This window comes from Symploca atlantica LB2515, from assembly GCF_052546295.1.
This window is the reverse complement of sequence record NZ_JBQWMT010000001.1, coordinates 2,364,400-2,380,495: the sequence shown is the minus strand read 5'-3', so window position 1 is coordinate 2,380,495 and position 16,096 is coordinate 2,364,400. Positions and strand designations below refer to the sequence as shown.

The window sequence follows — 16,096 nt, the reverse complement described above, 5'->3', positions numbered from 1 at the left end:
CGACTGTAGCGCCTGCTGTCCTCATCTTGATTAACAACGGGGAATCAAGCAGTGCTGTGATTTTTGAGGTGGGTGATAGGTTTTCTTTCCCAAGTGGGTAGGATAGATTTTAGTTACCTTCCGAGAAAACTTTCGTTAAGCTTTGTAAAAAAAATGCTGCTGCGAGGGTTGGTCTGCAAATTTACGCTGAAATTATTCTCTGTGAGAGGCTTTCCTGACTCTGGGTAGACCTCTCCACCACTAAATAAATACGGATGGAGTCAGGCTCGCTCAGGAAAAATTCTGAGACATTAGCCCTAGCTCGTCTCTAGTCAAATTAAACCTTACCGGCTTAATAATCAACGTCAGGATTTTCTAACTAAAGTAATTTTTATCCACCCTACAGGAAGTTAGCTGGGGGAGAGGCACCTTACAAAAGGCAAGCAAAGCACTAGACATCGCTAGTGTGTCCTCATTAAAAAGATCTACACCGGAACTATCAAAGCATCTGGCAGGAAAGCAGCAATGTCAACCAGGAAAAGGAAATCCAGGCTTATTGACAATCTGTTAAGACAGATTGGACGGCTATCAAGAGCAATCACTAAGGCAGTGATGACTTGGCTTTTGCGCAGCTTGATGATTCTAGGACGCCGCAGCTCAAGGTATTCTACCGCAGGCTTTGTCTTGCCAACAGTGGTCATGGTGACCCTGGTGGTTGTGCTGTTAACTACAGCGATTTTGATTCGCTCCTTTGACAGAGCGAAGAACGCCAGCAATTACCGAGTCAATGAAACGGTTTTAAGGGCTGCAGAACCAGCAATTGACCGTGCTAGGGCAAAGTTAGACGCTTTATTCAACGATCCGACACTGCCGCGCTCAACCCCTTCAGAGGCGGCGTTAAACGATGCACTCCAAAGTCCTCGCTATAGGTTTGGCGATGAAGAGGCGCTGACAGTAGCTTACGATAGCGACCAAAGCGACAATAGTGCTTGGAGATTTCCTGTTGATACGGATAATAACGGTAAATTTGATAGCTATACCCTGTATGGTCTTTTCTTCCGCAGTCCGAGTCGTAACCTCAATACTGGGCAATTTGATAGAGCCAGACGGCCTTTAGATGCCAGAACGCCACCGATGGATAGTGGAGCAGTTGGTGGGGTTTGCGCTGCGACACAGGCGACAACGGCTAACTTTGTGGGTAACTCTAGTTGGTATAAGCAAGGAGGCGAACTGAAGAAAAGCTTCTTTACAATCGTCGCGACAGTACCAATTACTGAGCCTCAAACTGACGCTAATTATGAAACCTATAAAGGTAATCAAGGTTTTTCGGCTTTAGAGTATCAGCAAGACCGAGCATTGATACCGCTGAGTAATAACGCCGTATGGTTTGACGATGATATAGACATCGGTAACTTACCGACTTTTCGCTTAAATGGGCGAGTGTTCACCAACAGTAATTTATTGGTGAGTAGTCCCAAGGGTAATCCAGACACTGATTCAAACCCGGAAGTAATCTTTTACCAAGTTAGTAGCCCCGATTCTTGCTATTACCTAGAAGAGAATGCCGAAATTATTGTTGGTGGCAATGTAGCTGCTGGAGCAACAACCCAAGACAAAGATACCCAAGGACCAGTGAAAGTACACCGCTTTCTCGGAGCAGGCGTAAATCCGATGAACAATGGTGGGGACGATAATATTGATGGCAATAACAAGACAATCACCGAAAATGGCGGTCAAGAGGTAGCTTACAACACCCTGGCATACGCTCAGCGTATTGAGGCGATGGTGAATGAAGCTCTAGATTTGCATACGCCCGGTCTATCCGCTAGACCCGACCCTCTTCCAGTAATAGATAAAGCTAGCGTCAGCGGGGTGGCGCGATACCCGCAAGAAGTCAAGGATAACTTTGAAATACGCTTCGATGAAGGCAATAAAGACCCGATAGATATCCTGACAGAGGAACTGCAAACTTACTTCCAAGACAGAACTCGTCGAGTTCCCTTCGCAGAAGTTCCTTTTGGTGGCGATCCCCTCGGTGATTTAGGCAATACTTTGGGGGTTACCACTCCAATTCGTCCACCAGAAGACTGGATGAATATAGACAAGAACAACCTGAATCTAAAATTTGACAATCAAACCCTTTTCCTGCCAGCAGTTGACCCCAACCTATTGCAAGGAATAGAAGAGTTAGTGGGCGATCGCGTTAGCTTTGGTAATGGCTTACCAGCTCGTTGGTACGAAGGTAATGAAAATTTTGCCGATCCAGGAGATACGCAACCAGTTACAAACAACGGTAATGAAATCTTTTGGAATAATCAGCGGAACGGAGGCGCTGATCAAGGTAACCCACGTACTCGCGAAAGCTTGATTGAACCAGTACCTGACCTTGGAAAGAGTGAGAGGAATGGTTTTTGGGAGGTGGAATCAGCCAAACAGCCTCAAGCTCTGGAAAATACAGGCGGATTTAGGGTGATTACGGGTGCAGGCATTTATGTGACCGATGACGGTAACACTAACAACCCATCTTTCCGTCGTTCGGATAATTCTTTTTTACCCAATCCTCGTTTGCTTCCTGGTCTCACACCTCCTTTTGCTGATGCTATAGTCACTTGGCCAGATTCTCTGCCGATGACCGGCAGCTTAGGGGAAAATCGCAAGGGCGATCTGCAGATGAGGGCAACGGCAGTCTATCACTACACCAGCGCATCAGGAACAGCTCAGCAACCAATTGCTTGTGTCAGCAGTTACTACGACCCTACCAACCCCACAACAGCCAGAAATCCCAACACCTTACCTGATGTCAGTGGTGGTATTGATACTACTGGTAACGACGGCACTATCGATGTCTTGGCAAATGGTTCAAATCCTGGTACACAACCTACTGCACTTCAAGGTGCCCGCTCTAATAACGGTGTTTCCTACAGCCCACCGACATCAAGAACACTATACGCCACTGAGCTAGCACAACAGGCGAGGCTGGTATACCCCAATGGCAGGCTAGTTAACGAACCTCTAAGGAAAGCGCTAGCTAAGACAGCTACTAATAGAACTTTGGCAGATAACTCCGCGATTGACAGTGCCATTTGTGCTCTAGGTATTATGGACGGCTCACTCGCCCCCAACGCTAGTGTGGTACCTCATGGTGCAATTAAGGAAGTGGCATTTCTCAATGCTAGGGAAGTGAAATCGATCAATTCCTTCGATCCTGATGCTGCTGCCGCAGGCACTGCATTGGATCCTTTGAGGGAAGCGGAAACAATCGCAGATTTAAAAGCGTTGGCTAACAACACTGATGAAACTGTAGAAGCTGACTTAGGCACAGCAGCAATTCCAATTATCACCGATACAGCACCTACTTCTTACACACTTCCCCTAGAGCAACGTCAACCCTTAGAAAGCCGGGTGACTGAGTTAGATTTAAACTTGCTAAAAAATAGAAACATTGGCAGCGAATTTTTAATACCGAATAGCGGCATCATCTACGCCAGCCGTGACGATGCGCTACCAGATAGAAGTAATGCCACCCAAACAGACGGCAGCGATGGTACTGCTGATGTAAGTGCTGTTGATTTCCAGCTCGATCCTACACGTCGCCCTGATGGTATCCGTCTGATTAATGGCTCAGAAATAAACAGGACGAATAGTGATCAAGAAAAAGGTCTAATTTTAGCAACAGATTTGCCTGTCTATATTAAGGGCGATTTCAACCGCCATGATCACGAAGAATTTACCACTCGACTAGATGATGACTGGGGTAACTTCTATACTCGTGACATTACTACCCTGGATCCAGACTTTGCTTGTCGTCCTAATTTGAGGGGTTGTGGACCACAGGGAGACAAATGGCGTCCAGCTACGATTCTGGCAGACTCAGTTACGCTGCTTTCTGATAATTTCCGGGATGGCTTCCGCAATGAAGGGGATTATGACCTGAGAAATAATATCGGAAATTTGGCTGTAGATTCCCGGTTGAAAAATGGGTTCTGGTTTAATAACTTTGTCACTAGTGCTAATGATTGGGTAGCTCCTAATGGTTTTCCCAAAAATGACCTTCCTGATCCTGATAGAAAGTCATACTTGAATTCATACCTTACTAACGGCGTAACACCAGTTCAGCGACGAGAGCAGTTTCCAGAGTATGTGATGGAAGTCTGTCTCAAGCTTCCTCTGTCGCAGTGCGGCCCGACTGATTGGGTAGTTGGTTACGACGTTGATGGAGACAACAACTTTTACCAGGACACTGACGGGGACGGCATCATACAAGATGGCGAGTATGATGTTATTCCAGCACTTGGCAATATCAGGGAAATAGATGTCAAGGGATATCAGCTAGGGCAAGCCGTGTTAGCTAGCGGAGTAGCTCTTGATATTGCTCGTCTGGCAGCAGGTACAACTGCCAAAGCTGCTTGGTCTGACGATCTTGATGGCAGCGTCCTTACAGATGCCGATTACGAAAATTTACAACGCTTCCCCCGTAGAGTTGCCTTTGCACGCAACGACAGAGGTCTTGTAGTACTAGATACTACAGCCAACAATACTCCTAAACCTTTGGGAATTGGCTGTCCTCTAGACAACACGGGTGCAGCCTTTGCAGCTAATGGATGCACTTATCCTACAAATGGCAGAGGAAACGCAGAAACTAATTACGGTACCCCTCAAGCTAACGCTCTCTGGTTCGCAACCACAAACATAACGGGTGGGAATTTTATCAGAGAGTACCGAGCAGGAGCACCTCTCTACTATCTTGAAGATTTAGAGACCGATCCTACTCCGACTGAGAATCAAGTACTGTTACCAGGCATTACTGAAGTTCCGGGTATACCTGCTTTGGCTGGTCTCAACGGTACTACCGAGAATGATGCTTCAGATTACGCAGTTTGTACTGCAACAAGCAGTTCCAAGGCTTATCAGGGTGCTCCGGCTGGTCCTGATTGCGATGCTACGGCAATAGAAAAGATTGAGGCAGCAAGATTAGCTCTTAGCGCTTTGCCGGCTGATTGGGGCGCTACAAGTGATGCGTGGGGCGGTAATGCCAATAACCAGCCTAGGCTAGACGCAACCACCAATCCGATTGCTGGATACCGCAGAGTTCGAGACGATAACAAAGATGGTGTTTACGTCTATGATCTTCCAGATGCTGGCGGTGCAACTAATATTGGTCCTGCTGTAATTACTCTCAGAGGTACGCAGGAAACCATCTTTGTACTGAAAGCGCCAGGAGCTAACTCCATAAAGTTTACTGGTGGCGCTGTCGAACTCAAACTAGAGGGAATTGATCCAAACAACGTCTTCTGGGTTTCCGGTGGCAACATAACTTTCGATGGCAGTCCTCACAAATTAGCCGGAAACTTTATCGGTTCACCAGGGGGTACTCTTGTCGTAGGCGCAGGCACCGAAATCAGTGGTGGTCGTTTCTTAGGTTTTGCTAGTGTTACTGGTTCTATTCCGGCAACCTTTACCGCAATGACTACCACTCAACCGCAGTTACTGCCAATCCTGCAAATCCATTCTCCTGAAGGAAAGCCTGATAATGACCCAGACGTCGCTTTCAACGGATTAATGGACACTAACTGGATACCCAAAGCAATCGCAACTACCTTTAACGGAGTATTTGTTACCGGTGACTTCCCCTCCAAACCCAATGAACCAGGTGGAGGTTTAGGTAACTTTATGCGTTTCTTAGAAGACTGGGTAGACACTGGAAATCCTGGTAACCCGGATCATACAGCGAGAATCAGTGGCAGTTTTATCCAAACCAGGAAGAGTAATTTCTCAGTAGCTCCATTTGTAGCAACTAATCCAGGATTAGATGAGAACAATCTGGATACATCTCTGTTCTACGACGAGGAGGCAGGAACTGGAAAACCCACTTACTATGATGATGGCTTTAAGTACAGGGGTGGTGCAAGTCAACGGCGGTCACCTTATTATCTGGCACCAAAACGGAACTGGGGTTTCGATGTCGGACTGCTGACCCAATTACCTGACTTGTTCTCTGAAAGATTCACCCAACCGCCCGCAGGCGAACCGTTTGAGTTCTTCAGGGAAATTGGTCGCGATGATGAGTGGGTTCAAACTTTGCTGTGTGCCAAGGATGCAAACAACAATCCTGTACTAACAGACCAACGCCCAGATCAATTCTGCACTGCAAACACTGGTGGTTGATGATGTTAATCAAGAAACAGAAACCAAATTTCTCTCAAAACAGCCAGTCCGGTTTCACCATCATTGAGTCTTTAGTGGCAATCCTGGTGGTGACAATTCTGATGGTGGCCTTGTCACCAGTGATTGTGCTCTCGGTGGCAACGCGGCTTCAAGCAAGGCGGGTAGAAAGGGCAACTGAGGCGGCAAAAGCCTATGTTGACGGTGTTCGCTCAGGTGCAATTGAACCACCTAATCACATCGTGACAGTTAATGCAGCTGACTTAAATACTAAGAATAGGTTTCTTACAAATTCGGTTGCAGCTCCTACTGCCTTGCTTGCACCTTGCGATGCCAACACCTACTGTCCAACTAACATCACACCTAGTTTGTACTGCATAGATCTAGACGGCGGTGGCTGCACTAGTGGCAGCCCAAAAGACCTCATAGTTCAGGCTTTTCGGAGTGTTCCTTTGCCAGCCGTCACTATTCCCGATGTCACTGACCCCAATATTGGCTACCTCCTAGGGGTGCGAGTGTATCGGGCAGATGGCTTTGATGGTACTCCAACTCTAGTAACGCAGGCAGGGGCGGGGGGTAGGCAGTCAACCAATACTGGCGGACTAGGTAATCGCCAAGCACCACTAATGGAAATAACTACAGACATTAGTTCTAGGGAGACTAGTTATGGTGATTTTTGCGATCGCCTTGGTTGTGGTCCATAACTTAGCGACAAGTCCTCAGCAAAATCTGGTTTGGGAGGCAAATTAAGAGAGTCTTGATACTTTCGACTTAATATCTTTCAGGGAAAGGAAAAATGGCACCATGATCAGCCCACTCAAATTTATTCTCAACAATCAACTGAAGCTCAAACATAAGCAGCGTCATGGGAATAGTGGCGGCTTCACCCTGATAGAACTACTGGTGTCAATGATTCTAGCGGTTCTGGTTTTCGCTCCCTTGCTGGGCTTTATGATCAATATTTTGAAGACTGACCGCGATGAGCAAGCTAAGTCAGCCTCTGAACAAGAAATCCAAGCAGCAACCGACTATATTGCTCAAGACTTACAACAAGCCGTCTATATCTACGATTGGGACGGACTAGGGAAACCTAACTCTACTGTTGTTCCTACTGCCGCTAACCAATTTCCGTCTGGCATACAAGACCAAATCCCACCTGTAGCTGGTGCTCCTGGTTGTAATACTCCAGCCACCTGCACACCAGTCCTCGTCTTTTGGAAACGTAAGCTAATGCCTGGTGCTATTCCTGCTCCTAATAATGGAAATAATGATACCTATGTCTATTCCCTTGTTGCCTACTACCTAATCACAGAAGATCAACCTACTTGGTCTAATGCTGCTCGTATTGGCAGATTTGAAATTAGGGACGGAGTTGTCGATCCAAATAATCCCTTTGCCAATAACAATCCTAACTATCTTCCAGATTATGCTCCCAGTGCTGGTTTTGCACCTTTTGAGGTTACCGGATCCGGCAACCTCAAGAACAAAATGAATACTTGGACAAATAGCGGTAATTTCACCACCGGCACTAACGTCTTAGTAGATTATATTGACCTGCACAACCCTGATTTAGGAGAGCCACCAGAAAATACACCACCAGGGGGCATAGAGTGCGATAAGGATAACCCTGATGACACAAAGAAAGAACAAAGAGTACCAAATACCGGCAGCAATAGCTTTTATGCCTGCGTAAATTCTACGCAGAATTATGCACGTGTTTATATTAGAGGCAACGCTGTAGCTCGCGTTCAAAGACAAAATATTGCATACACAGATGGTCGAAGTGCCTTTTTCCCAACCGCAACTATTCAAGTTAAAGGAAAAAGTTATCTACCTAGATAATTGCTGCTAAACGCAAGACTAAATCAGTGGCATACATATACTAATTCTTCTTATGAAAAAGTTACCTTTAATCTCTCCTATAGAAACAACGGCTCAATCACAGCATCTGACAAAGCATTTAGCAAGGCTGTTGCGTATGCGATCGCACGCTGAACCTAACTCAGGATTTACCCTACTCGAAATAATAGTAGTAGTGCTAATTATTGCAATTTTAAGTGCGATCACCGCTCCTAGTTGGTTTGGCTTCTTGAGCCAGCGCCGAGCAAATGCGGCTAGTGAAGCTGTCTGGAGTAGTCTACAAAGAGCACAAAGCGAAGCTAAAAGGAGAAAACTCAGCTACAGCGTAAGCTTTAGAACTGATAATGGTGTCCCCCAAGTAGCTACCTATCTAGCAAAAGATCAGATGGGTAATATTATTGATCCTGGTAGCCTAGCCGCCAATAGCTGGGAAGCTTTGGGTAAAGACTTTCAACTTCAACCGGGTCAAGTTGTTCTGGGAACAAACCTTACCGGTGAAAATCAAGGTGATGATAACCTTGAGTATGCTAAAAATGCGCCACAAAAACAAACGATTACCTTTGATTATCAAGGAAATTTGGATCCACAGTCAAATCTAAATATTCCAGACAAAGGTTTAATTATTGCTGTGGCTGTACCTCAACCTGGTAACAATGACGAGGCTATCACTTCAACACAGCGATGCGTCAAGGTAAAAACAATTATCGGTTCAATGCAAACGGGGAAAGGGGAGGAATGTAATGCTGATTGAATATTTTTTAGAGTAATGATAAGAAAAAATTGATACTAAAATAAATTACGATAAAATACTACCGTAAAAACCCTGACATTTTTTTAAGTCAGGGTTTTTTATTATTCAGAGTTTTTCCCCTGTTTGTCTCGCCAAAAATTTAATTAGATGAGATTGAAATAACAATTTCATCAGGTTAATCTACATTGAGACCAAACAAGCAATACATCAAAAAAGCAGCATCTCAACCCACTGCTGGATTTACATTTCTCGAACTAATGGTTGTTGTATTCATGATGGGAATACTAAGTGCGATCGCAACTCCATCTTGGCTGGGTTTTGTAGATAGACAGCGCCTCAATTCAGCTCAAGATCAGGTTTATTGGGCAATGCAGGAAGCAAAAAGCAAGGCCAAGCTACAAAAAATTACCTGGCAAGCTAGCTTTCGAGAAATTGATGGAGTTGTGCAGTGGGCAGTGCATCCAGCAAGATCACAAGAATTCATCCCCATAGGTGTTAATTGGAATCCACTTGGAACCAATATCAGTATAGATAAAGAGAAGAACAAAAAAGCTAAGTATGAGACAACTTTTGACAGTCCCGGCAAGAAAACTATTACCGGACCATGGAGAGTTCAGTTTAACTTTCATGGTAATACTAACGGTCAGTTAGGAACTATGACGCTACGCACTAAGCACACTGACGATGTAAAGCGTTGCGTGATAGTCTCTACCCTAATTGGAACAATCCGCACTGGCAAAGAGCACGCCAAACCAAAAGATGGTAAGTACTGCTATTAGGAAAAAGGACATTCAACTCCAGAATAATTGCTAGTGAGTCCGCTTAGCGTGCGCATGGGAGCAAACATCTTGCTCCCTGAAATTACGGCAAGCGGGCAAGATGCCCGCACTACACATTTACTAACTATTTTTCTGGTTCAACTCTTCTATTGCCTTTGCTGTTTTCTCTTTATTCAACTTAAGAATCAATACACCTAAAGGAGGCAGGCACAAATCCAAGGAATAAGGCTTGCTGTGGAACCACCATTCATCCGTCCACTTGCCTCCCAAATTTCCCATGTTGCTACCCCCGTACTCACGGGCATCGCTGTTGAAAATTTCCGTGTAAAACCCTGGTGCTGGCACTCCTACACGATAGTGACTATGGGGCTGAGGTGTGAAATTGCAAACAGTAACAACAAACTCGTCGGAATCCTTAGCACGACGGATAAAAGAAACCACACTATGACGGTTGTCACTACAATCAATCCACTCAAACCCTTCCTCCTCAAAGTCTTGGGTGAAAAGAGCAGCTTCTTGTCGATAAAGCCGATTCAAATCGCTAACAAATTGCTTCAGCTTTTGATGGGGTTCATGTTGCAATAAATGCCAATCTAAATCAGCCCAAACATTCCACTCATTCCACTGGCCATACTCCATGCTCATAAAGAGAGTCTTCTTACCAGGGTGCGTGAACATGAAGCTATACAGACAGCGAATATTGGCAAATTTCTGCCAGCTATCCCCTGGCATCTTGCCCAACATATTGCTTTTACCGTGGACAATCTCATCGTGAGACAGAGCCAGCATGTAGTTTTCCGAGTGGTTATACCACATACTGAAAGTTATATTATTTTGGTGGAACTGGCGGAACCAAGGATCCATGGCATAGTAGTCCAGCATGTCATGCATCCAGCCCATATTCCACTTTAAATTAAAGCCCAGTCCTCCCACATAAGTAGGCCAGGACACCATAGGCCAGGCTGTTGACTCTTCTGCGATCGCCAGAATACCAGGGAAGTAGTTAAAAATCAGATGATTTGTCTGCCGCAGGAAATCAGCCGCTTCAATGTTTTCTCTGCCACCATACTGGTTAGTTAACCATTCCCCTGGCTCACGGCAATAGTCAAGGTAGATCATTGAAGCAACCGCATCTACCCGCATACCATCAATATGGTACTTATCAAACCAGAACAGGGCATTTGCGACTAGAAAATTACGGACTTCGTTACGGTTGTAATTGAATACCAGAGTACCCCACTCTTTATGCTCACCCTTTCGGGGATCAGCATGTTCATAAAGGTGAGTACCGTCAAAGAAGGCTAACCCATGACCATCTTTGGGAAAATGACCAGGCACCCAGTCTACAATCACACCAATGCCGTTTTTGTGGCACTGGTCAACGAAATACATGAAGTCTTCGGGTGTACCATGGCGGGAGGTACAGGTGTAGTAACCTGTAACCTGGTATCCCCAAGAGCCATCAAAGGGATGCTCCGCCACAGGCAAAAGTTCGATATGGGTGAATCCTAGTTCTTTGACATAAGGAATCAGCTTCTCTGCTAGTTCCCGATAGGTAAGAAAGCGCGCACCTGGTTTCAGTTCTGAAACTTGCACTACGGCTTGTGGATTACCATTCTCGTCTACTGCTGGCGTTGCTGTAGAGGCGTGCAGCCAGGAACCGAGGTGAACTTCATAGACAGAAATCGGCTGAGTTAGCGGCTCAGTATTACGCCGATGCTCCATCCACTCAGCATCACTCCACTGGTAAGCATCCAGGTTAGTAACTATGGAGGCGGTTTTCGGTCGGACTTCTTGCTGGAAACCGAATGGGTCAGATTTTTCGTAAATATGCCCATCGTAATTTTTGATCTCGTATTTATAGTGTTCCCCAACACCTACTTCAGGAATAAACAGATCCCAAACGCCTGTGTGACCTTTGCGCATCTGGTGTTTGCGTCCGTCCCAGTGGTTAAAATCCCCCAAAATCGAAACGTTACGGGCGTTGGGTGCCCAGACGGCAAAGTAGACTCCCTTGACACCGTCTATCTTGGTGGGGTGTGCTCCGAGTTTCTCGTAGATGCGGTGATGATTGCCTTCAGCAAATAAATGTAAATCAAAATCTGTTAAAAGAGGGTTACGGAAAGCATAAGGATCATAACTAACTCGTTCATGATCTCCTTCCTTAATGCGCAGTTGGTAATTTGCCAGTTCGGGAATCTCAATTTGGGCTTCAAAAAAGTGTGGGTGGTGCACCGCATGCATTTGGTATTCCGCCCGTTCTTCTGGACAAACTACCCACGCGGCCTCCGCACTCGGTAGATAAGCCCGCACTACCCAGCTAGTTTTACCATTCTGCTCAAATTTATGGGGACCAAGGACTTCAAACGGGTCGTGGTGTTGGTTCCAGACAATCCGGTCAATTTGTTCAGGGGCAATCATCAGGGACATCAGGCTAGTTACCTCAGTAAATGAGGAGCTTCAGCTCCGTTACTTTAACTTCTATCTTCATAAGATTAATATTTATATATATTTTTGGTTTTTTCTACGCATTTTAGGAAATTCTCTGCTAGAGAAGGCTCAGAGAGGTAAGATCCCTAGATATTTATATCATCTGCCGTTTGCTGCCTCTACTGCCTAACCGCTAGACTAAAAAGGGTTGATCCTATCTAGTATCTGCAACAGACGCAATTGAAAAATAGAATTCTTAATGGCTGGATGAATTCCCGGAGCGGTTGAGCGTTCCTGTAACTTGGCCTGCAATTGGGCATACTCAGCTGCTGTCAATGGCTTGCCATCAATCGGGGATCGCGCCTCAGTGATAATTTGCATTCTTAGTACTTCCTCTGGCAAATCTTCCGGTGGTGGTAAACTTCGGGCAGGTTGGACTGTTCCTAAGCTTAGTACCACCAAAAGACTCAGGAATTTACCTGGTTTTATTACTTGAGAAGCCCTTTCAATCAGGGGAGTTACTCCCAACATCCGATCCTTAAATACTAATCAATCTAGCTGACAGGGGTTCAATACAGACAAAATGAATCTGCACAATGCCCTCAAATAGCCAAGAATACTCCCACCAATAGGGGATAATCAATGCCAGGGGAGGGATTGACGGCTTTTAGTACTAGGTGACACCCACCAAGTCTGCACTTGCTTGCCATCGGCATCGTAACACCTCTAGACCCCTGTTTAAACGGTTAGCAGCATTCAGCCCATCTAGACTATCTGCAATTAAGCTATATTTTCTTGGGGATCATTATTCAACGGGGGGAAAATTACAAAAGGCGACTTGCCCCCTTGGTTTACTACCTTAGGGTGATTCGCCTTGGTTATTTTTATTACCTGCCTCGTGGCACGGCATTTGTTGAGCTTATTGCTACAGGGGCTTTCTTCCATAGTAGCCAGCCCACTTAGCGCCAAATTTTGCACAAAAGCCTGACAAAAATAAGCATGCTTAGTTGCATCAAGGTTTTCGCTAGCTAGCTATAGCTTCAAAGGCTACGAAGGAGATGGAGAAGGGGCATCCGCCGGAGAGACAGTGGGAGCAGGAGATTCTCCTTCAGTACTCTCAGTGGCAGGATCAGTTCCAGCTTCGTTGCAGGCTCCCAGGGTAACGGCTAAGGTAAGAAAGAGAGCCAGCCCAATTAAATTTTTATTCATACACTCCTCATTTTCTAAAGGGCTAATTTACAAAGATAATGTTACTCAGCCCGGTGCAATTATACAGTTTTAGCATATTCCTCTAGAAAGTTAGGTCTTTTTGAGGTTTACCCTTAACACTCCTGAAAATAAAAAATAGCCTTGGACTAGTTAAGGGTTGAGGTGAATCAGAGAGTACACTTTAACTTCTCTCGTTTTAAAAAGGGTTCAACAGTCCATATTACCCAATATCAGAGTCTTAATTCAGTAGCTGCCGCAACTAACGGCTGATGCTACGATAAGGCGAGATTATCTAAATTGTTAGCTAATAGCTAATAGCTATCGGCTAATTGGTAAATACTATAATCTAATCTGCCCAAAGCTTATGAATGCTGCTCCTCGGTCGGCCATACCTCCAAAACGCCACTCCAGAAGACAAAATACTAGCTCGAAAGGAAAATTTAGGGATGCAAAGCTCCCGTCAAATATAACTAGTATGCCGCCCCTGAGTACTCGGAAAACAGTAGCTCAGATTAATCGCTCGCAACAGCCTACACCTCTGTGGCTGCGATCGCTAATATTTTTGCAGCGTAGCTCAGAATTAGCCTCGTTAGTCCTAGTAGGAACTACTCTTACTGTTTATTCTTGGACAGTTTACACCCAGCAGCAGTGGACACGAGAGTATAGTAAACTGCAAACTTTGCAGCGCCATGAGCGACATATGACTACTGCTAACGAAGTACTGAAAAACCAGCTAGCTCAACAAGCCGAAAGCCCAGCGACAGGTTTAGTTAATCCGACACCAGACAACACAATTTTTCTGCAACCAGCAAAAGAGCGTCCCTCTCACAGTGTTCCTCAATCAAATTCTGAGGTAACCTCAGCAGCGAAAATCCCCCTGGGATACTAGTAAAAATCATGATCGTTACACCGGCTAAAATACCGCTTACTCGCCAGAGCTTAAGCGGTCTCTTGGTCAAAGATATCCCCAAGCAACATGTATTGCAAAAGTAATTTGAAAAGGATTAAAGGTTAAGTGTTACACGTTGATTGTGAGCCTTAGTTAGGAAGCGAAGCAATTGCGTAGACAAAAATCTTTCAATAAAAGAGATTTCGGTACAACTACCTTGTCTTCTCGTAAGGAGAACTCAGTTCGCACGCCGAAACCTTCACCTCTAAGCGGAACAAACTCTGCCAATCAGTTAAGACTGCTGCTAGTTTGGGGAGTAATGATCGCAGGCAGCCTAGGACTAATGTTGAACTTGCATCAACTGCAAGTTGTCCAGTCCCCTAAATTGGAAGCAAAAGCACGAAAACAGCAAATGGGATACTTGCGTCCCTTTGTGCCTCGGCGTTCAATTATTGACCGTAATGGCAATATTTTGGCCGTTGACCAGCCCGTTTATAAGCTTTATGCTCATCCAAAACTGTTTAAGAGATCTAAGCAGGATGTAGCTTTTTTGCTGGCTCCTATTCTTAAGAAAAGTTCCAACGAATTAGAGAAGTTATTCAATGAAAAAACTACAGGCATTACAGTTAGCCAAGCTTTGAGAGAAGACGCCGCTGACCAAGTTGCCAACTTGCAAATGGATGGCCTGGAACTGATTCAATATTACTCTCGCTTTTATCCCCAGCAAGATTTAGCCTCAGGCGTCGTGGGTTATGTGGATGTGGATCATCGTGGCCAGGCAGGACTGGAATACTCTCAAGAAAACTTGCTAGAACAAGCTGTGCGCACAATCCGGCTCAGTCGGGCCGGGAATGGGGAACTCATGCCTGGCCATATTCCCGAGGGATTTTTACACTTTGACGATTTGCGGTTAAAGCTGACCCTCGATAGCCGCCTGCAACGGGCGGCCCGTTTCGCTCTCAAGCAAACAATTGATGAGTTCGATGCTCTCCGTGGCACCGTCATTGTGATGAATGTAGTCGATGGCTCCCTCTTGGCAATGGTTTCCGAACCAACCTACAACCCCAACGAGTACTACAAATCTGATGTGGGTCTCTTCAAAAACTGGGCAATAGCAGACTTATACGAACCGGGTTCGACTTTCAAGCCGCTCAACGTGGCGATTGCTTTAGAAAGTGGTGCTATTGATCCCAACAGCCAGTTCAACGATACAGGTACAATCCAAATCGGTAAATGGCCAATTGCCAACTACGACTTTGAAGACGAAGGTGCACCGGGTCTTTTAAGTGTTACCCAGATTCTGCAAAATTCAAGTAATGTCGGCATGGTTCGGATCATTCAACAAATGGATCCCAAGGTTTACTACGGCTGGCTAGAAAGGATTGGCTTGGGGCAAAAGATTGAGACTGACTTGCCTTTCGTAGCAGCAGGACAGCTCAAAAGCCAACGACAGTTCACTGCTTCACCGGTAGAAGCAGCAACTACCTCTTTTGGCCAAGGCTTTTCTTTAACACCTTTCCAACTAGTTCAAATGTTCGCTGCTTTGGGTAATGGAGGTAAGCTGGTTACTCCCCATACTATTCAGGGACTATTTGATGCCAATGATCAACTCTACTGGCAGCCACGCCAGAGCGAACCGCGACCGATATTCTCGCCGAGTACGACCCAAACAGTACTCAAAATGATGGAAAGTGTTGTCAGCGATGGTTCTGGGAAAAACGCACAAATCCCCGGTTATCGGATTGCTGGTAAAACAGGTACTGCTCAAAAAGCTAGTCCGGCAGGTGGCTATTATGAAAATGCTAAAATAACCAGCTTCATTAGCATTTTTCCGGTAGAGTCTCCCCGTTACGTAGTATTAGCTGTGGTTGATGAGCCAAAGGGGGAAGCTTTTGGTTCCACCGTAGCCGCCCCTCTAGTTAAGTCCGTAATTGAAGCTTTAATTTCGCTTGAGCGACTCCCGCCCAGTCGGTCAGAAGAGGCTCTTCAACCTCCTCAAGCGTCGTTTAATTATATTAATCCGTGAGCAGACTCCCT

At 45.5% G+C, this 16,096-nt stretch carries 10 protein-coding genes; 7 read left to right on the top strand and 3 right to left on the bottom strand.

Annotated features, from left to right (window positions below; genetic code table 11):
• The first annotated feature begins 504 nt into the window (after nucleotides 1-504).
• The 5 genes from hpsA (at nucleotide 505) to ACT7WV_RS09955 (ending at nucleotide 9,531) form a co-directional block, all read left to right on the top strand.
• On the top strand, nucleotides 505-6,144 hold the full coding sequence (gene hpsA, locus ACT7WV_RS09975; RefSeq protein ID WP_445102760.1) for a hormogonium polysaccharide biosynthesis protein HpsA: 5,640 nt from the start codon (nucleotides 505-507) through the stop codon (nucleotides 6,142-6,144).
• A complete protein-coding gene (hpsB, locus tag ACT7WV_RS09970) occupies nucleotides 6,144-6,845 on the top strand; it encodes a hormogonium polysaccharide secretion pseudopilin HpsB (RefSeq protein WP_445102759.1) in 702 nt (233 codons plus the stop codon). Before hpsA ends, hpsB begins: the two co-directional genes overlap by 1 nt.
• A 100-nt stretch (nucleotides 6,846-6,945) precedes the next feature.
• Nucleotides 6,946-7,983 (top strand): hormogonium polysaccharide secretion pseudopilin HpsC, encoded by a 1,038-nt coding sequence (hpsC, locus tag ACT7WV_RS09965; RefSeq protein ID WP_445102758.1) that lies wholly within the window; start codon nucleotides 6,946-6,948, stop codon nucleotides 7,981-7,983.
• A gap of 52 nt (nucleotides 7,984-8,035) precedes the next feature.
• A complete protein-coding gene (locus ACT7WV_RS09960; RefSeq protein ID WP_445102757.1) occupies nucleotides 8,036-8,752 on the top strand; it encodes a pilus assembly FimT family protein in 717 nt (238 codons plus the stop codon).
• A gap of 185 nt (nucleotides 8,753-8,937) precedes the next feature.
• Entirely contained in the window at nucleotides 8,938-9,531 is a 594-nt protein-coding gene (locus ACT7WV_RS09955; protein WP_445102756.1) for a pilus assembly FimT family protein, read from the top strand.
• A 120-nt stretch (nucleotides 9,532-9,651) separates the two neighbouring features.
• Here ACT7WV_RS09955 and glgB read toward each other — a convergent pair whose 3' ends face one another.
• The 3 genes from glgB to ACT7WV_RS09940 all read right to left on the bottom strand — a co-directional run bounded on the left by glgB (nucleotide 9,652) and on the right by ACT7WV_RS09940 (nucleotide 13,170).
• Nucleotides 9,652-11,961 (bottom strand): 1,4-alpha-glucan branching enzyme, encoded by a 2,310-nt coding sequence (glgB, locus tag ACT7WV_RS09950; protein ID WP_445102755.1) that lies wholly within the window; start codon nucleotides 11,959-11,961, stop codon nucleotides 9,652-9,654.
• Nucleotides 11,962-12,159: 198 nt separating this feature from the next.
• Nucleotides 12,160-12,492 (bottom strand): hypothetical protein, encoded by a 333-nt coding sequence (locus ACT7WV_RS09945; RefSeq protein ID WP_445102754.1) that lies wholly within the window; start codon nucleotides 12,490-12,492, stop codon nucleotides 12,160-12,162.
• A gap of 516 nt (nucleotides 12,493-13,008) precedes the next feature.
• Complete coding sequence (locus tag ACT7WV_RS09940; protein ID WP_445102753.1) at nucleotides 13,009-13,170, bottom strand: hypothetical protein; 162 nt, start codon at nucleotides 13,168-13,170, stop codon at nucleotides 13,009-13,011.
• A gap of 475 nt (nucleotides 13,171-13,645) precedes the next feature.
• Between ACT7WV_RS09940 and ACT7WV_RS09935 the strand changes: the two genes are divergently transcribed.
• Nucleotides 13,646-14,059, top strand: a complete 414-nt coding sequence (locus tag ACT7WV_RS09935) for a hypothetical protein (protein WP_445102752.1) — start codon at nucleotides 13,646-13,648, stop codon at nucleotides 14,057-14,059.
• Nucleotides 14,060-14,378: 319 nt separating this feature from the next.
• A complete protein-coding gene (locus tag ACT7WV_RS09930) occupies nucleotides 14,379-16,085 on the top strand; it encodes a peptidoglycan D,D-transpeptidase FtsI family protein (RefSeq protein ID WP_463424240.1) in 1,707 nt (568 codons plus the stop codon).
• Nucleotides 16,086-16,096 lie beyond the last annotated feature (11 nt).